This window comes from Mesorhizobium sp. M0019, assembly GCF_040323975.1.
GTDB lineage: Bacteria > Pseudomonadota > Alphaproteobacteria > Rhizobiales > Rhizobiaceae > Mesorhizobium.
Map to the genome: position 1 here is coordinate 26,486 of NZ_JAMYVK010000054.1, position 16,589 is coordinate 43,074.

General features: G+C 60.1%; 19 protein-coding genes and 3 pseudogenes. 13 read left to right on the forward strand and 9 right to left on the reverse strand.

Annotation, left to right across the window (positions count from 1 at the left end; translation table 11 throughout):
- Window positions 1-103 precede the first annotated feature (103 nt).
- The 4 genes and pseudogenes from NKK47_RS28785 (at window position 104) to NKK47_RS28800 (ending at window position 3,629) form a co-directional block, all read left to right on the forward strand.
- Complete coding sequence (locus NKK47_RS28785) at window positions 104-568, forward strand: hypothetical protein (RefSeq protein WP_352495676.1); 465 nt, start codon at window positions 104-106, stop codon at window positions 566-568.
- Between the two features lie 6 nt (window positions 569-574).
- Window positions 575-1,282, forward strand: a complete 708-nt coding sequence (locus NKK47_RS28790) for an ABC transporter ATP-binding protein (protein ID WP_352579146.1) — start codon at window positions 575-577, stop codon at window positions 1,280-1,282.
- Window positions 1,283-1,370: 88 nt separating this feature from the next.
- Window positions 1,371-2,614 (forward strand): annotated as a pseudogene (locus tag NKK47_RS28795) (ABC transporter permease).
- Between the two features lie 187 nt (window positions 2,615-2,801).
- A complete protein-coding gene (locus tag NKK47_RS28800; RefSeq protein ID WP_352579164.1) occupies window positions 2,802-3,629 on the forward strand; it encodes an undecaprenyl-diphosphate phosphatase in 828 nt (275 codons plus the stop codon).
- A gap of 2 nt (window positions 3,630-3,631) precedes the next feature.
- Here the strand turns inward: NKK47_RS28800 and NKK47_RS28805 are convergent, their stop codons facing one another.
- Together NKK47_RS28805 and NKK47_RS28810 are read right to left on the reverse strand one after the other, a co-directional pair.
- Entirely contained in the window at window positions 3,632-3,838 is a 207-nt protein-coding gene (locus NKK47_RS28805; RefSeq protein WP_352579147.1) for a transglutaminase-like cysteine peptidase, read from the reverse strand.
- Window positions 3,777-4,262 carry a transglutaminase-like cysteine peptidase gene (locus NKK47_RS28810; protein WP_352579148.1) on the reverse strand — a complete coding sequence of 162 codons (486 nt, stop codon included), beginning with the start codon at window positions 4,260-4,262 and terminating at the stop codon, window positions 3,777-3,779. The genes NKK47_RS28805 and NKK47_RS28810 overlap by 62 nt, the downstream gene beginning before the upstream one ends.
- Here NKK47_RS28810 and NKK47_RS28815 point away from each other — a divergent pair.
- The 6 genes and pseudogenes from NKK47_RS28815 (at window position 4,254) to NKK47_RS28840 (ending at window position 9,456) form a co-directional block, all read left to right on the forward strand.
- A pseudogene (locus tag NKK47_RS28815) lies at window positions 4,254-4,591 on the forward strand (transglutaminase-like cysteine peptidase). The gene NKK47_RS28810 and the pseudogene NKK47_RS28815 overlap by 9 nt on opposite strands.
- Window positions 4,592-4,781: 190 nt before the next feature.
- On the forward strand, window positions 4,782-5,732 hold the full coding sequence (locus tag NKK47_RS28820) for a DUF1402 family protein (RefSeq protein WP_502905068.1): 951 nt from the start codon (window positions 4,782-4,784) through the stop codon (window positions 5,730-5,732).
- Window positions 5,733-6,072: 340 nt separating this feature from the next.
- Window positions 6,073-7,197 carry a DUF2333 family protein gene (locus tag NKK47_RS28825; RefSeq protein ID WP_352579149.1) on the forward strand — a complete coding sequence of 375 codons (1,125 nt, stop codon included), beginning with the start codon at window positions 6,073-6,075 and terminating at the stop codon, window positions 7,195-7,197.
- A 123-nt stretch (window positions 7,198-7,320) separates the two neighbouring features.
- Window positions 7,321-7,494 carry a hypothetical protein gene (locus NKK47_RS28830; RefSeq protein ID WP_352579150.1) on the forward strand — a complete coding sequence of 58 codons (174 nt, stop codon included), beginning with the start codon at window positions 7,321-7,323 and terminating at the stop codon, window positions 7,492-7,494.
- A 77-nt stretch (window positions 7,495-7,571) separates the two neighbouring features.
- Window positions 7,572-8,000 (forward strand): hypothetical protein, encoded by a 429-nt coding sequence (locus NKK47_RS28835; protein ID WP_352579151.1) that lies wholly within the window; start codon window positions 7,572-7,574, stop codon window positions 7,998-8,000.
- 469 nt (window positions 8,001-8,469) lie between these two features.
- Window positions 8,470-9,456 (forward strand): Tim44 domain-containing protein, encoded by a 987-nt coding sequence (locus tag NKK47_RS28840; RefSeq protein WP_502905069.1) that lies wholly within the window; start codon window positions 8,470-8,472, stop codon window positions 9,454-9,456.
- Window positions 9,457-9,820: 364 nt separating this feature from the next.
- Here NKK47_RS28840 and NKK47_RS28845 read toward each other — a convergent pair whose 3' ends face one another.
- Entirely contained in the window at window positions 9,821-10,105 is a 285-nt protein-coding gene (locus NKK47_RS28845; RefSeq protein WP_352579152.1) for a PRC-barrel domain containing protein, read from the reverse strand.
- A gap of 473 nt (window positions 10,106-10,578) precedes the next feature.
- Between NKK47_RS28845 and NKK47_RS28850 the strand changes: the two genes are divergently transcribed.
- The gene (locus NKK47_RS28850) at window positions 10,579-10,983 is read left to right on the forward strand and encodes an ATP-dependent DNA ligase (protein ID WP_352579153.1); all 405 of its coding nucleotides are present in this window, start codon (window positions 10,579-10,581) and stop codon (window positions 10,981-10,983) included.
- On the opposite strand, the gene NKK47_RS28855 is transcribed toward NKK47_RS28850, so the two are convergent.
- Window positions 10,937-11,554, reverse strand: a complete 618-nt coding sequence (locus NKK47_RS28855) for a hypothetical protein (RefSeq protein WP_352579154.1) — start codon at window positions 11,552-11,554, stop codon at window positions 10,937-10,939. The two genes, NKK47_RS28850 and NKK47_RS28855, sit on opposite strands and share 47 nt — an antisense overlap.
- Window positions 11,555-11,723: 169 nt before the next feature.
- Window positions 11,724-12,056: a hypothetical protein gene (locus tag NKK47_RS28860; RefSeq protein WP_352579155.1), complete on the reverse strand. Its 333-nt coding sequence runs from the start codon at window positions 12,054-12,056 to the stop codon at window positions 11,724-11,726.
- A 336-nt stretch (window positions 12,057-12,392) separates the two neighbouring features.
- Between NKK47_RS28860 and NKK47_RS28865 the strand changes: the two genes are divergently transcribed.
- Window positions 12,393-13,223: a universal stress protein gene (locus NKK47_RS28865; RefSeq protein ID WP_352579156.1), complete on the forward strand. Its 831-nt coding sequence runs from the start codon at window positions 12,393-12,395 to the stop codon at window positions 13,221-13,223.
- A gap of 57 nt (window positions 13,224-13,280) precedes the next feature.
- On the opposite strand, the gene NKK47_RS28870 is transcribed toward NKK47_RS28865, so the two are convergent.
- Complete coding sequence (locus NKK47_RS28870; protein WP_352579157.1) at window positions 13,281-13,583, reverse strand: diguanylate cyclase domain-containing protein; 303 nt, start codon at window positions 13,581-13,583, stop codon at window positions 13,281-13,283.
- Between the two features lie 146 nt (window positions 13,584-13,729).
- Between NKK47_RS28870 and NKK47_RS28875 the strand changes: the two are divergent.
- Window positions 13,730-14,096: pseudogene (locus NKK47_RS28875) on the forward strand (IS5/IS1182 family transposase); the annotation flags it as partial.
- Window positions 14,097-14,231: 135 nt separating this feature from the next.
- Here the strand turns inward: NKK47_RS28875 and NKK47_RS28880 are convergent.
- The 3 genes from NKK47_RS28880 to NKK47_RS28890 all read right to left on the reverse strand — a co-directional run.
- A complete protein-coding gene (locus NKK47_RS28880) occupies window positions 14,232-14,696 on the reverse strand; it encodes a phasin (RefSeq protein WP_352579158.1) in 465 nt (154 codons plus the stop codon).
- A 904-nt stretch (window positions 14,697-15,600) separates the two neighbouring features.
- A complete protein-coding gene (locus NKK47_RS28885) occupies window positions 15,601-15,813 on the reverse strand; it encodes a deoxyribodipyrimidine photo-lyase (RefSeq protein WP_352579159.1) in 213 nt (70 codons plus the stop codon).
- Window positions 15,814-16,083: 270 nt separating this feature from the next.
- On the reverse strand, window positions 16,084-16,589 hold a 506-nt coding region (locus tag NKK47_RS28890), incomplete at its 5' end, for an IS5 family transposase (protein ID WP_352579160.1).

Below are 16,589 nucleotides of genomic sequence, written 5' to 3' on the forward strand. Positions count from 1 at the left end.
TCCTCAACTGCAAGAATCTCATATCTGTCTGAGCGCGGTCAGTCGCGACATGGCTCCTGACGCTCCGGCGCCTGGAGCAGAACGCCGGAAGCAAGTTTCGCTCATGAAACAGCGCCCGATCACCCGCCGCAAATTGGTGCTGCTTGGCTCGGCCGTCGCACTGGTCAAGATGACTGGCGCGAGTTCCGCTTCCACGGCAACGGCAACCCTTGGCTTCGATGAGCTCTATGGAAAGATCAGCGTTCTCGGGCTCAGCTTTTCGGACAAGGTGAAAGGGCTCGCGGAAGCGGAAGTCTCCATGCAAGGCTTCATGGCGCCGCCGCTCAAGGCCGAGGCAAATTTCTTCGTGCTCACGGAAATCCCAATGGCGCTTTGCCCGTTCTGTTCCTCCGACGCCGACTGGCCGGACAACATCGTGGTAATCTACCTCGACGAGGCGCAGACGTTCGAGCAGGCCAATGCCCCGATCGAGGTGAGCGGGCGGCTGGAGGTCGGTTCATGGACCGACCCGGAAACCGGCTTCGTCAGCCTGCTTCGCATCGTCGATGCGCATTTCCGCACGGCCTGACCGCAGATGCTCCGTTTGACGATCCGTGACCTTGAGATGTCGTTTCAGGGTCTTGGCAGGCCTGCGCTGGCTCTGTCCGCGCTGGAAATCGCGCCAACCGAAAAGGTTGCCGTTACCGGTCCGTCCGGGTGCGGGAAGACGACCTTCCTGAACGTCGTCACCGGGCTCGATCGCGTTCGGAAGGGTTCGGTGCGATGGGGCGAGACCGATCTTTCCGGTCTTTCGGAAGCTGGTCGCGACCGTTGGCGCGCTATGCATGTCGGCCTTGTCATGCAGGAGATCCACCTGTTCCCCGGCCTCTCGGCGCTCGACAACGTGCTGTTGCCGAGCCGACTGTCGCGGCTCCGTTCGAATACCGACTTCAGAGCGGACGGCATGCAGTTGCTCGAGCTGGTCGATATAGATCGTCCCGATCAGCCGGTCGAAACCATGTCTCGTGGACAGATGCAGCGGGTCGCGGTGGCTCGGGCGTTGGTCGGGCGGCCGGCAATCATCGTCGCCGACGAACCGACAGCCAGTCTCGATGCCGATTCCGGGGCCTCTGTCGCGGACCTGTTGCTGCGACTGTCCAACCAGGCGGGTGCGACGCTGATCGTGGCGAGCCACCAAAAACGCCTCATCGAAGGCCTCGATCGCGTGATCCATCTGGAGTCCGGCGCCGTCGTCAGCGACACCGGCAAGCCCGCGGCCACGCATGATGAGGCGTTTCTTTGACGTGCGCGCACGATCGGTCGCGAATCCGATCAGCCGAGGTAACCATACTGCCGGTTCTGCGGCCGCGCTCACGCGAAGGAAATGACCCTTGTTGCGGTTTATCGCTGCGGACTTGAAGCGACACTGGATCGGCGTGGCTGCGGTGGCGCTGCTCATCGCGCTCGCGACCGCGCTCGGCGTCGCTGTCACGCTCGGCGAGCGGGCGCTTCGGTTGGGTAGCGCGCGTGCGGCGGGCGCCTTCGATCTGGTAGTCGGCGCGCCCGGCAGCGAGACCCAATTGCTGCTGTCCGCCGTGTTCCTGCAGGCAGCGCCCTTGACGCTCATGCCGGGCAATGTACTGGCGGGGCTGATCAGGGACGAACGTGTGGCCTGGGCGGCCCCCGTCGGGTTCGGTGATTTCGTCGAGGATTTCCCGATCGTCGGCACGACGCAAGCGCTGGTCGACGGACTGGGCGGCGCGTCCGAAGGACGCACGTTCGAGAAGCTCGGCGAAGCGCTTGTCGGAGCGTCCGTGGCGAAGAACATGGGAAGCCGCTTTCACCCGGCGCACGGCCAGGTCCGCCAGGCGACCGCAATGCACAATGATGTCACCTACGCGGTCGTGGGACGGCTGAGGCCGACCGGTACCGCCTGGGACCGAGCCGTCATCGTTCCGATCGAAGCGGTCTGGCACATTCATGAACGCGATCCGGCGGGAACAGGATCGCCGCTCCTGCAGGCTGCCGCCCAAGGCGCCGCAGAGACAAGCGAGTTCGACCAGCCGATCCATCCGGAGGCCGTCCTCGATCCATCGACACCCGGCCTGCCAGCCATCGTGGTGAAACCGCGTACGGTCGCTGACGCCTATAAGCTGCGACAGGCGCACCGCAACAATCGGACCGTCGCGATCTTCCCGGGCGAGGTGCTGACGAGGCTCTACGGAACGCTCGGCGATGCGCGACGCCTGCTTTCCTTGGTGGCCGGCGGAGCGCAGGCGCTTGTCGCCGCCGCGATCCTGCTTGTCGTGATCCTTCACGTCATGCAGCGGCGCCGGCAGATTGGTGCCTTGCGCGCGTTCGGGGCGCCGCGCGGACGGTGGTGTTTGAAATCGTCTGGCTGGAGACGTTCGCAATCATCGCAGCAGGGGTGCTTCTCGGCTTCGGGCTGGGCTACACGGCCGCCAGAACGGGTGCGCACCTCTTGAGCGGAGCCAGCGGCTTTACATTGCCCGTCGAGTTCCACAGCGAGGACTGGCAGTCCGCCCTTGTCTTATTGGCTGTCACGGGTCTGATCGCTCTGGTGCCGTCGATGCTTGCATACCGGCAATCGCCGGCGCAGGCACTCAGAAACTGAACCGATTTGTGCTCATCAAAAATTCTCACCGCAGCCCGAATTAGGAAACTGCTCGTCCTCGCAAACGGTTTCGTCAAAGCCAACAAAACCTATGCCCAACGCTCTATCGCGATTGACACCCAAGACAGTCGTCGGTTCAGGTTGCCGGAAGATCGTGACGGCCGCAAAGGAAGTGCAATTGGCTGAAATCGGATGGAGCGAGGCGGCGATCCTAGGAGTGGTTCAAGGACTGACGGAATTTCTCCCGATCTCCTCAAGCGCGCATTTGCGGATCGTTGGTGAATTCCTGCCACCGGCCGGCGATCCCGGCGCCGCATTTACCGCCATTACGCAGATCGGGACCGAGATCGCGGTCCTGATCTATTTCCGGCATGACATCATCTGCATCATCGCCACATGGCTGCGTTCCCTGGCCGGCCGCCGTGAACGGCTGGACCCGGATGCCCGCATGGGATGGCTGGTGATCATAGGGACCCCGCCGATCGCCATCCTGGGACTATTGCTGAAGAACCTGATCGAAGGTCCGGCCCGCAACCTCTATCTCACGGCAACCATGTTGATCGTCTTCGCGCTGGTTCTCGCGGCCGCCGACCGGCTGGGCCCCAAGCGCAAGGCTTTGCGCGATCTGGGCTGGCGGGACGGCTTTCTGTTCGGCGCCGCCCAGGCGATGGCCCTCATCCCGGGCGTTTCGCGATCGGGAGGCACTATAAGCGCCGGACTGCTGATGGGTTACACGCGAGAGGCCGCGGCCAGGTATTCGTTCCTGCTGGCGATACCTGCCGTGCTCGCCTCAGGCTTCTTCCAGCTCTATGCAAGTTGGGGGGCAGACAGTCCGGTCGGCACCGGTCCGACCGCGCTTGCCACCCTGCTGTCCTTCGCGGTCGGCTATGTCGCGATCGCGGGTTTTCTGAAGCTGGTCTCGACGCGCAGCTACATACCCTTCGTCTACTATCGGATCGGGCTCGGCGCCTCGATATTTCTGCTTCTCGGCGCCGGTCTCCTGTCAGCGTCCTGAGATTATTTCGTGCCGCTCACGAGAATGTTCTGTTGGGATTCGATCGCTTCGCAGTGGCCGGAGTTGGATCGCGACTGGCGCTTCAGGTAGGTGTATCCGGTGTCCGACCACAGCAGGACCTTCGGCTCCAGATTGTCGAGAATGAAGTCACCGGCGGTCGTGTTGACGCTCAGGATCGCGTGCCCCTCGCCGCTCGACTGCCTGACCACCGTTATCCAAAAGGTTTTGCGGGGGCACGCCCTGTCTCATCAGTTCGCGACGTTTTTCCAGCACGATGTCGTCGCAGTCGCCAAATCCCTTATAGGGATACTCCCATTTCTCCTCGACACCCCGGGTATCTATGTCCGTCATGGCCATGATCGTCGTGTTGGCCCCGTTGTTGATTTCGATCCTTGTCTTACACAAGGAGCGGGTCAGTTCGATGGGCTTCGGGTCGCGCCTGACGATCGAGCAATCATCGCGATAGTTCCGACAGTATTCGTAATGACCGATCGCTGCGTTGTCCGTCCGTTTGTTCGCATGAATGCGAGCTGCCCTGCATTCGCCGACCATGACCGATGACTTTTGCGATCGCTCGTAGGCGTTAACGTATCCGTAAACCACCGCGTCAAGCCGGTGAGCGACATGGAACACAATGGAGTTCCAGAATATTGGTCCTATCCTGACGATAATCTGGGTGATTGCGAGGATTATGCACTGGAAAATCGGCGACCGCTGATGCGAAAGGCCTTCGCGTCTCCAGTCTGCTCTTGACGGTAGTGCGCAAGTCCGATGGCGAAGGACACGCTGTATTGGCGGTTCGAACCGACAAGGGCGATTTCATTCTCGATAATCTGACCAATAGGGTTCGTCCCTGGTACGAGACGAACTATCACTACCTGAAGCGCCAAGCGGAATACAACACGAGACGGTGGGTTTCCATCTTGAGCGAAGACGATCTTTTCGTCGGCGCGGTTAGGTAACGCGATGCCGAACATTTTTTCCAGCGTCCTTGCATCCGAACACCTTGCCGGCTCGCAAAACCTCCGCCTCTCTGTTATAGGCTCGAAAGCACACTGCCATGACCATATGACGGCACACCCTGCATCCCTTCACGGAGCCGGAGGCTGCCAACGGAGCCTCATGCCAACAGCCAAGCTGCAGCGCTTTTTGATGACGGTGACGATCGTTGCAACTTGTGTCGGAACGGCCCCAGCCGTGGCGCAGACTGTCACAGTCGTCCCGACGGGCAATCGTCTTGCCGAGCAACCGGTGATCCCAAGAGCGTCCGCGCTTCGTTCCAAGGCATTCAACACGACGTACGAGGAGAAGTATCGGGCCATAACCGCCTTGCTACGGGACGACCGCAAACTCGTCGGCAAGATCAGGAAGGCGGCGCTCGCCTATGGCATCGATCCGATCCACATCGTCGCGGCTCTCGTCGGAGAGCACACCTACAATATCAGCGTGGTCGACTCGGTTCAGACCTATTACGTCAAGGCGCTCGCCTATGCCGATCTGAAGTTCTCCTTCAGCTACAGGGGCACTCCGGTCCAGTCATTCGTCCAGCGGCCCGAATTCGCATCCTGCTCTTCTCTCGAAAGCAGCGCGCTGATTTGGAGCTGCCGCGACCAGGTCTGGGAAGAGACATTCCGGGGTCGCAAGGTCGATGGCGTCGACCACGAACCCATCACGTTCCAGCGGGCCTTCTTCCAACCCTTCTATGCGGGGCAGACCTTCGGCCTGGGACAGATAAGCCCGCTTGCAGCCCTGCAGGTCACAGACATGGTCAGCCGGGTCAGCAAGCTTCCCCGATTGTCGCCCGATCGCCCGCAGGCGATCTATCGCGACGTCATGGATCCTGATCGCAGTCTTGTTTACATCGCCGCGATCATCCGGGATTCGATCGATGCCTATCGGGAACAGGGGTTCGATATATCCGGTAATCCCGGAATCACCGCCACGCTCTACAATGTTGGCCAGCCGCGCAGACGTGCACGTGAGTTGAGGCAGGCCGTGACCGACAAGACCGGCCGCACCCTGCCCGTCGAGAACTATTACGGCTGGCTCATCAACGACAGGCTCGAAGTACTCAAGGCGCTTCTCACCGATGGCACGAAATGATCGTGGTTGGTGGCCGGACACTCGCGAACCTGCGTCGGATGGCGGGACAGATTTATGCCGGAAAAGCTGGCTGTCATGAGACCAATTCCGCTTGCATTTGGCGAACGTCTGTCGACATCAGATGGAAGCAAACAGTGCACTCAAGCGAACTCATAAAGCGCGCCGGAATTGCCGGTCGCGTGCAAGATGGCCAAGCGAGGTATCGTGTGTCGATAACCATGCGGCTCCAAACTGAGAATGGCTTACCCAGCGCGACGTTCTGAAAACCACATATTTGAAGGACAAGGTGGCGTTTCGCACACGCCTCTACGGCTTGACTGACTGAGGGGGTGACATCGCCATGCTTGATCCGATCGTGAGTTTCTTCACCCGGATTTTCCAGTGGATTGGCCGCGGCATCGGCCTGCTGATCGGTGCGATCCTGTGGCCGTTCCTGTGGGCGGGGCGCTGGTACACGCAACGCGGCTGGATCCTGAAGGCGGTGCTCGGCCTGGCTGTGCTCGTGCTGATCGGTCTCTATGTCAACTTCTTCTACGCCACCCAGTGGTGGAACAATTTCGACCCGAATTACGTCGACAAATACACGTTCGAAAAACGCAACAGCTCCGCCGGTGAACAGGTTTCCGCCGCCACCGGCACCGCCACCGCCAAGACCTGCGGAAATTCAGCCATTGCCCAGGTCGCTGCCGACCTGACCGACTTCAACGTCAACCAGAATGCCTGGGTGTCGTCGATGATCCTCTACAAGCTCGGCCTGTTCGGCATCGACTGGGACCACACGCCGTTCATGGACAACAAAGCTTCGTTCCAGCGCGGCATCAACCAGGCGGTGCGGCGCACGGCGACCGAGCTTGCCGACAATCTCGGCCGCGTGCGCACCACTTCGCAGATCGACGCCGATCTTCAGGACGCGCGCGGCAATCTGCAGTTCGATGAAGAGACCTGGTATTTCGGCCTGAACCCGTTCGGGCCGAAGACGCCGACGCCGAGCTACTATCGCGATGCGGTGCGCAAGCTGCGCGCCTTCAACGCCCGGCTGGAAACCTGCCAGACGGTGTTCGATGCCCGCGCCGACAATCTCAAGCAGTATATCGACCGCATCTCGTCCGATATCGGCTCGACCTCGGCGATCCTCAAGGAGCGCGCTGAGCACTACAACAATGGCTGGTTCGATTTCCGCGCCGACGATCGCTTCTGGTTCGCCTATGGCCAGCTCTATGCCTATTACGGGCTGATGAAAGGCGCCGAGGCCGATTTCGAGGACGTGATCAACGAAAAGCACCTGCAGAGCCTGTGGGACACGATGGACTCGCAGTTCGTCTCGGCGCTGCGCATCCAGCCCTTCATCATCGCCAATGGCCGCGAGGATGGCTGGCTGTTGCCGAATCACCTAACGACAATTGGCTTCTACATGTTGCGCGTGCGCTCGAACCTGGTCGAGATCAGCAACGTTCTTGCGCAGTAACTCGGTGGATGAAGCGCTCGGGGCATCGAGGCATGGAGACCGGTAACTTCTCTGGGGTGAGCCCGGCCACGATTTGTTAGCGCCGACTGGGCCATCACCGTTGCTTTGTTTAAGGCGGCGGCGATGGCGGTGGAATGGACGATCACGATCGAGAGCAGGAACGAATTCGGCGATGTTCGCCGAAATGAGGTCCGGATCGACAAAAGCGATGAGCGTCTGCGTGACGGAGACCTTGACCTGTCGATCGACGGTGGCAAGAAGATCATGGCCGCCCTGCAAACAGCGGTCGCGACCTAGGAGGCGAAAACCTACACCCTGTTGAATGACATATTCACGTGCGTCGAGGGCCGGCTGCGGTACAAGGATTTGATCGGGTGACCGATAAGAAACAGGAACCGCCGCTCTATCTCGACATGGGCTTTGCCGAGGCTCTCGAACGTTTCGCACAGACAGACAAGAAGGAGGCCGACGAGCTGGCCGAGCGTGGACGCGCCATAATCCGCGAGCGGAATGAACCGGTATCGCGCACGGACCTGTTCAAGGCCCTCACCGAACGCGGGCTGACGATTGCAGCCACTGACCCTGAGATGGTCCTCTCAACGATGCTGTGGCGCACGCGCGACCGTGTGGCCCGCGTTAAAGGCGGCGGCTATTGGCTGGCAGACGTTCCAAACGAGGCGGCGGGTTACTTCCCCGAGACCAGCACCGACAATGACCAGATGGAAAACACGCCGCCTGAAGAGGGGCTGCCGACCGACGCCGGCACCCCCGCAGTCCGCCACGATCTTCTTGATGAGGCATGATGGGCGGGCACCCGGTTATCACCTCCCCAGTGTTTTCGAGCCTCTGAATAACGGTGCCGGAAGTCATTGCGATGTAGCGTGGCGATTGATCAGTCCGCCCGGCCTCGGTGCAACGCTTGCCCTAACCGGACTCTGATCCTGAAACCTGTGCTCTGTCAAATGCTGGGTGAGACACGTATATAGGTCCCAAAATTTGCAACAGAACCGATAGGCTGCCATGCGGGCCCTCGCCTCAACCTGGGGCGGCGGGACGTAGGCTCGCCGGGTTCTCAGGACAAGTCCGCACGCGAGGGACGCAATCCGTCGACAGGATCAGGGCCCATTGGGTCCGTCCGACATAGTCGTGATCCAGTCAGAACGTGTCCAAAGAATTTGGATCACCGGTTGAACGCGGAAGGTGCGGATCACTGCTATTTCGCTCGGCGCTGCCTATATGAAGCAGCAAGAGCATCGATTAGGGAACTTACCTATGTTGATTTCGCGTTGGTTTGCAGTTTTGTTTGCAGGACTGTTCCTGGCATTTTCCATGGTCGCGATGGATCACGCTGAGGCGCGCCGTGGCGGCAGCTTTGGCAGCCGTGGCATGCGCACGTTTCAGTCGGCCCCGCCGACCAGAACGGCGCCACAGCCTGTCGCTCCGGTCGAGCGCTCGATGACGCCCAACACCGGAACGAATACTGCGGCCCGCCAGACGCAGGTATTCCCGCAACGACCAGGCTTCCTTAACGGCTTCGGCGGTTCGATGATGCGGGGCTTGCTGCTTGGTGGTCTGATCGGAGTTCTTCTGGGCCACGGGTTCGGCGGTTTGGCAGGCATGTTTGGCCTGCTGCTTCAGGCGCTGCTGATCGGCGGCGCGATCATGCTGGCCCTCCGCTTTTTCGGGTCGCAGTCGGCACGCAGCCAAGCGCCTGCCATGGCTGGCGTTCCGCGAGGCGTGGGGAGCTTTGGGCGAAGCGACACGACCCAGCGCGATGCGGACAACGTCACATCGTTTCCCATTCCGGGCATCGGGTCTGGATTTGGCGGGACGGCTCAAGCTACCGCTTCCGATGAAATCACACTGACCCAGGCGGACCTCGATACGTTCCAGCAACGGTTGACGGAAGTCCAGGAAGCGTTCGGGCGCGAAGACCATGCTGCCCTGCGCCGGCTGGCGACCCCGGAGATGGTGTCCTACCTGTCCGAGGAACTTGCCGACAATGCCAAAAACGGCCTCAGGAACGACGTGTCGGATGTCAGCCTGTTGCAGGCCGACATTGCAGAATGCTGGCGGGAAGATGATCGCAACTACGCGACGGCTGCGTTGCGCTACGAGTCTCGCGACGTCACCCGCGAGCGCGACAGTGGCAAGATCGTCGCGGGCGACGCCGATCGGCCGACGGAAACAACCGAACTGTGGACCTTCACGCGCCAGAACGGCGCGGACTGGAAGCTCTCCGCAATACAACAGGCTTAACGGCTAAAAAGCCGCGGGTTTAGGAATCAGAGTCCATTCGCCGGCGACGCAAACGCGCGAGCGAACGAGCACGCCTTTCCCAATGGAACATTAGCGATATCGAATAGTTGAGTTCTTGCTCTGGATGCCGCCGCATGGTGTCTAGATGGACAAACATCGGCCGGCCCGCGTCATCGATCCCTCCGGTGGCGCGGCTTTTTTCGGGCCCAAGGAGGTCACCTCGGCCCGGGAGTGATTTCGTCAGCGCCAGCGCTCCTCGGCCAGTTCCGGCGAATAGCCACGAGGTCGATTTTCCGGCGGAGCTTCGCAACGTGGTTTCTGGTCCGTGGTGCCTGGAGCACCATTCGGGGATTCTCACTGTCTCCTAATCGTGATGCTCGGGCATGTCTTTAAGCTGGTCCTTCGTCCAGTTGGTAACGGCATGGACGTCGCCGTTCTCGTCGCGCATGAAATCCAACTGGCTGGCGGAAACCGCTACAGGCTTGGTGCCTATGCCGAGAAAGCCGCCGACATCGATGACGACCTGGCTGCCGTGCAGATGATCGACAGAACCGATCTTTTCATCGTCAGGGCCGTAAATGGTCGCGCCTTCGAGTATCGATGGCGTCAGCTCAGCGTTTGTAAGCCGTACGTGGTTGGTGTGGTCCATGACCGGGTCTCCTGTGGGTTAGACAAGATGAACCAGCGACGCTCCTAAGAGTTCCGAGGGAGCGCTTGACTCAGCCGGAAGGCGCGGGCATGGGCAGCAAGCCGACCGCGGGTTGATACCGGGTTGAGGGCGGCGAAGTCATCTCTAGGCCAACTAGACTCGCCGACAAGGGAACAATCAGGAATCACGTTCCAGTGGCTTGTGTCCGGGCTGCTCGTGCCAGATGACCCGGAGGTCTCGCCTATCGACCGGCTGGCCACATGCAGGGCAGATGTAGAAGTTGTCTGCCCTGTCGGCGGGCTCTTGGCCGTGCCGGCGACCGATGATTGGCGCGCCGAGATCGGATAGCTTTGTCACCCTTCCCAGGTTCGTGGCCTCGCGCTCCAAAGTTTTCGATTGTTGCCATGCTCCTGAATGAGCTCCCGAACCTGCTCGGGGCGTGATGCGGTGCTGCTTGCGAAGTATCTGACCTCATGATCTTCATCGCCCGACACGCTCGGCTGGAGTTCATCGAACCGTTATTCCCGACCCTTGTGGAGAAACCTCCAGAGGGCGACGACTGGATTCACGAAGTTAAGTTCGACGGCTACCGATCGCAGATCGTCACGGATGTCGGCGGCGTGCGTATCTTCACCCGCCGTGGCCTTGATTGGACCTCGAAGTACCGTGACCTCGCAAAGGCCGCCGCCGAACTGGAGTTGGAAAGCGCCATTATTGATGGCGAGATCATCGTACTCGATGAGACCGGCCTGTCGGACTTCGGTGCGCTGCGCAAAGCCATCACGCGGCGCCAGCACGAGCTCTATTTCGTCGCCTTCGATCTGTTGCACCTCAACGGCCACGACCTGCGCGACGTGCCGTTGGAGGGCAATCGCTGAAGGACAGCGCATCCAGTTCAGCGAAGCCCTGCCAGACGACGCCAAGGCAATCTTCTACCTCGTCGATCGGGCCGGTCTGGAGGGTATGGTTTGGAAGCGCAAGGGCAGCAAATATCGCAGCGGCAACTCGACAGCCTGGCTGAAGACGAAGGCTTTCACTATCGACGAATTCGAGCTGCTTGGCGTCGAGCGCGAGGTCGGAAAGCCCGCCTTCGCACTGATGGCCGAACGCGGTACTGGCCGTTATGTCGGCTCTGCTTTTATCACCTTGAACCGCGAAATGCGCGAACGGCTTTGGAAGCGAATACAGGAGCGTGCAGGCACGGCGCCAAAGGGCATGAAGCGGCCGACGAGACATTATTGCTCGTCCCCCTCGGCGCTTCTCAATTTCGTATGTCAGCCAACGGCAGAACATCCCAACGATGGATGACGCGCCGCCGCCGAGCAAACAGGCAGTAAGTACAGGACTGGTTGAAGCGCTCGACCAACTTACGATGGCTAGCAGGATCACAGTCACCGTTGAGATCAAATAGCCCACGCCCTTCAGCATGTGCAGGGAAGCCTTTGTCATGCCTAAACCTCCTCAACGGCTTCAGGTCTGTAAGCGCTCATACGACCCCCTCGATTCCGGACCTGCTCAGCCTGGCCTGACCATGCGAAGAATCCTCTGATTTGGACGGAGGTGACTGCATGGATAGAGACGGCAAAATGGGCGTCCAATTGGACGTCTCAAGCGACGGCTATGCCGGTCGGCTGGAGGTGATCGAGGGCCCGACGGGCCGGCGGCGGCGCACGGACGCCGAAAAGACGCGGATCGTAAGTCCGCCATAGGGCCACCATTGCTTCCCCTTCTTCATTGCGGCGCTCTTCCTGCTCGCGGCGAACTTCTTTCCGCGCTCAAGGGGCGTCTTTGAACTTCTGTTTCTGGCATGGTACACGGCGCTCGCCACAGCCGCCGCCGTTCCGACATTGCCGAGTTCGCCCAGCCCTTTGACGCCGGCCGGGTTGACGTCCAGATCGATCTCTGGGACGAGGATCACATCAACTTGATTGATGTCCGCGTTTACCGGCACCAGATATCCCGGGCGCGGATCGTGAACAGCGGAGTTGCCACCACATCCTCGGCTGCCGCTACTGTCAAAACAATGCTTGCGGTCGCTACTGCGCTCATGGCAACAAACAGGCTAATTTTGGTTGACCCTCTCTCGTCATCGACGCCTGCCATCATAGCCACAATCGTTCAGGACGGAATCGATGCGGCGCAAGATCGCCTTGGAATATTGAGCTAGGCTATAGCGAACCTCGGTCGTCTGAGCTTTTTGGCGGGCTGAAGTGGCGAGGCTTGAGGTGTAACACGCATTGGGCCAATGGTCGCTCGACAGCGACCGAAATCATGGAGCTGAGGTCTGATGAGTAAAATTGCCTTACTTCCTCTGGTGACGTATCCGGAAGCGAATTCCACCAAAATCGTCTCAAACGCAATCGCGGTGGTCAAGCACATTGGCGCGGCGCTTCACGCATTAACGGTCAATGTCGATATCCCGGGTATTTCCAACCCCGTGTCGAGATACTTGATCAACCTTCCCGAAATGATCCGGGAGACAGAAGCGACCAGCCGCAAGCATGGGCTCGATTTGCTAGAGGCATTGAAAGCTGAAGCGGCACGCGTCGGATCGCCCCTGACAACCGAGGAGATTGCTGTTCAGCCGGCATCTATCAGCGATGTTGCAGCAACGCAGTCACGCTATTTCGATTTTTCTTTGATTGGGTTGGAGCCAAATAACCAGACTGCGCGTATGACCGTTGACGCGGTTCTGTTTGGTTCGGGCCGACCGACCATAATTCTGCCGGAAGGCGCAAATGTCGGTGCAATCGATCATGTCATCATCGCTTGGGATGGGAGTCGCGTTGCGGCCCGGGCCGTTGCCGACGCGTATGAGTTTCTGCAATGTGCGGCAAAGATAACTGTACTGACAGTGACAAGCGAAAAGCCGCTGCGCGATATTGGCGAACGCCTCGCTCTAAGCCTGAGAACGCGTGGCCTTCCCGCTGAGGGAGTCTCAATCGATGCTGAAGATCGCCCCATTGGCGTTACGCTTCAGGAGCGCGCTGTCGGCATGAGCGCCGATCTGCTTGTCATGGGTGCGTACGGCCATTCCCGGATGAGAGATTTTGTCGTGGGTGGCGCAACCAAAGGCGTTCTTGGCGATCTGCGCCTGCCTGTCCTTTTGTCGCACTAGAAATCTGCAAATCTGCCCTCGATTGCGCCAACGGCGTCAAAGGAACCAGCTACGAGTTCAAAACGAAACCGTGCCTAATTCTCGTGAGTTGCGGATTGTTTCGCCTTGCCCATCAGATCCACGCCTGCAGCCATTTGAGGGCTTCATGCCGTCCAGATCGATGAAGGTCACCACCAACCCCGTTCCGGTCCGGGCGGCGCGCTTCACCACTTCTTTAGCGAGCATTGCGAAGCCGCGACGGTTGTGAAGGCCTGTAAGTTCGTCGTTCGCGCCGCCTATGATTGATTCTTGCCCCTGCCAGAGGCGGTTCGAGACGGTGCGCAGGACCATCTCGTCAAAGGGCATATCGACGGGTAGCAAATTGCTCGCGCCATTCGCTGTGCTCGGGAGCGCCTTCGAAATTCGAGCTCGAACTGAACTGCGGAGCATACCCTGGACGGGTATCTCCACTCCCATGAGATCAAATATTGAGCCCATCATTGCCCATGGGCTGGACACCGACGATCGGCGCCTATGACGGCAAGCCGACCGACGGAAAAGTCCTGCAGCACAGTGGCCTCGCAAGGGTTGTCATCCCGCCTCGTGCAACAGCGGTGGAAAGCGGTGACACCGGACCGCCTGGTCAAAGGGACAGCCACGTCGCGGTGATCGCGAAAGACGGGCGGCTGCCATGGCAGGCGGCCACCGGCTATGGCAAGCGTGCCCTGATCGAAACCGCCATCGGGGCGCTACAAGGCGCTGATAGGACGCCGCTTGCGGGCGCGTTCCTTCCCGGCTCAGCAGACCGAGGTCGCCATCGGCTGCATGGTTCTCAACCGCATGCTGGCATATGGACGCCCGGAATCTGTCCGCTGCCGAGCCATGAAGGCATAAGGGTTGATATCAAAGACCGGGATGCGTCGATCTTTTGATCGCTGCACCAAAGTCCAGTCGGAGGTGCTGGCCGCTATGCCCGGAAGAAGGCGAGACGAGGCGCCGCGTTGCAGGTATAGCCGGTCGCCCGAGCTGTCAAGCGACCTTGAGATTCTTTAAGGCCTTCTCGAAGGCGTCCTTGACGGGCTTGGAAACGTCGGTCACCGCCTTGGTTGTGAGCGCCTGGAATTCCTTGGCCTGCTCGACACCCATTTCGACGCGCTTGCTCAGGAAAGTGGTCTGCAGCTCAAAAACTTCTGACGGCGACTTGGCACCCACCAGAGCTTCGAGATGCGAGAAGTCGGCTTCGGCATTGGCGCGCAGCGCGGCAATCGTCTTCAACGACAGCTCGTTACCGACCGACTTGGCGGTTTCGAAGGTCGACTTGAGCACCTTCTGGGTATCTTCAGCGCCCGACTGGAATTTGGCAAGAGCTTCCTTCGATTGCTCGACGTCCTTTTCGGCGACCGCGCGGAGCTGATCGGTGGCCTTGCTGGGGTCGAATGCCGGGAGTTCGGTCTTTTCAACGGTTTCGCTGGTCTTTTCAGCGGTCTTGGACATTTCCTTATCCTTCTAGTTGGCGATGGTTTGTTGCCCCGCCCTTACAACTCCCAGTATATGACAGTCTCTTTTGCATTGCGACATTTTTGTTGCGCCGCATCACTATGGCCGCGCCATAGGAGCGCTCTGACGGTGATGCGCCCCGTGTCCTTTTCTCGCGCTCGAGCGCAGACCATCTGATGAAACCGCGCTGGGAGCCCTGGACCGGCATCTAGGTTTTGATCTCCGTCAATTGACGTCGAACGAGGTGAGCGTAAAGACTTCCTATGTCGTGGGAGGGGAGTTAACGAATTGCGGGTTCGAGTAGGGGCCGCAAAGCGACAAGGCGAAGAAGTCATGAGCTTCGACCAGCCGCTTTTGAGCGTCTGCGTGACGGAGACCTTGGCCTGTCGATCGAGGATGGCAAGAAGATCATGGTCGCCCTGCAGAGCGCAGTCGTAAATGAGGAGGCGGAAGCCTACACCCTGTTTCGACGGGTCTGTCCGGATTGCCACAAACTTCGGCCAGTCAAGGACTATACGACGCGTCGCGGTGTTCGGCACGGTGGAGGTTCGCAATCCCCGCTGGATGCTGTGCCGGGATTGCCATCCAGGGATGGACGCTGCGCGGGTCGATCGCGCGATCCGCGACCTGGGACAACTCTTGGAGAGAGTGATCAATTTTGCAAGGAGACGGCGACTTCTCCATCGCCCGTCTTCTTAGCCTCGGCTCGCAGCTCCTGACCTATTTCAGATCGAACCGCGACGCGATCGTCAACTATGCTTGAAAGCAGAAAAAATATAATACAAACACCAGCTTGTTAGGCGGATCGATCCCAGCCAACTGGTCTTCATGATGGACCGCTCTTGACGCAAAGCGACCGGGAAGCTGCGGCACTCGATCCCTTGCTGTCTCCAAGAGGTTTTCAGTTCGGCATCCACTGCAGCTTCGGCTGGATCGTATCGGCGGTTCCAGAGAGAACCGCGTCGCCGCCACACTCCGCGAGGGCTTTGCTGACGGTTTGGAGTGTTGGACCGCGCCCAAAACTGAGGGTGACGCCAAGATTTCGCAACTTCAGTTGCAGGCGGGCCAGGGAATGATGCAGCCACCAGGGACTGGCTCCGCCGATTGCGCGCAAGCCTTGGCTTTGCTCGTTAAAATGTAGAGAGCCATGACCGGCTTCCCGGTCGACGCCGCTGCCGCGAGTGCCCTGTTATCGGAACCCTCAGGTCCCGGCGGAAAAGCACGATGGTGACCGGCGTCTGGCTCATATGGGCCTGTTGCGCAGTAACCGGGGATGTTTGGATGGGGCGGGATCGCAGGGATTTCGCTCGTATTTGTGAGCTCCGCCCCCTTGTTTGGGGTTTCGGCGGCGGTTTCGGCCCGGGCGGCCGGGCTGCGGGCGCACCTATCCCGTGATGGCGGCCCATCGGCGCATGTTGAAGGCGATCGCCGCCAATGTCACCTGGGCGGTGGCCTTCGCCAGTCCGACATAGCGGATCTTGGTCAGCTTCATGCGGTTCTTGAGCGTGGCGAAAGTGGTCTCCACCGCCGCTCGCCGTCTGGCGATCAGGCGGTTGTAATGTTTGAGCCGCGGCGGCAGCGCATGGTGCTTGTTGGGGCGGCGCGCGATGCGCACCTTCTTGCCCTCGGCCTTGAGCCGGGCGCGGCGGGCATGGGTGTCGTAGGCGGCGTCCGCCCACACCGTCTTCTCGTCGCCGCAGATCAAGTCATCGGCCATCACCGTGTCGTTGACGTTGGCTGGCGTGGTAATCACCGTGCGGATCAGGCCAGAGCCCTCATCCACCCCGACATGGGCCTTGTAGCCAAAGGTGAAGCCGCCCTTGCCCTTTCGCGCGGTGACGCGGGCGTCCGCATCCTTTGAGGCCTGATCGTCCGTCGGGGGCAATGAAA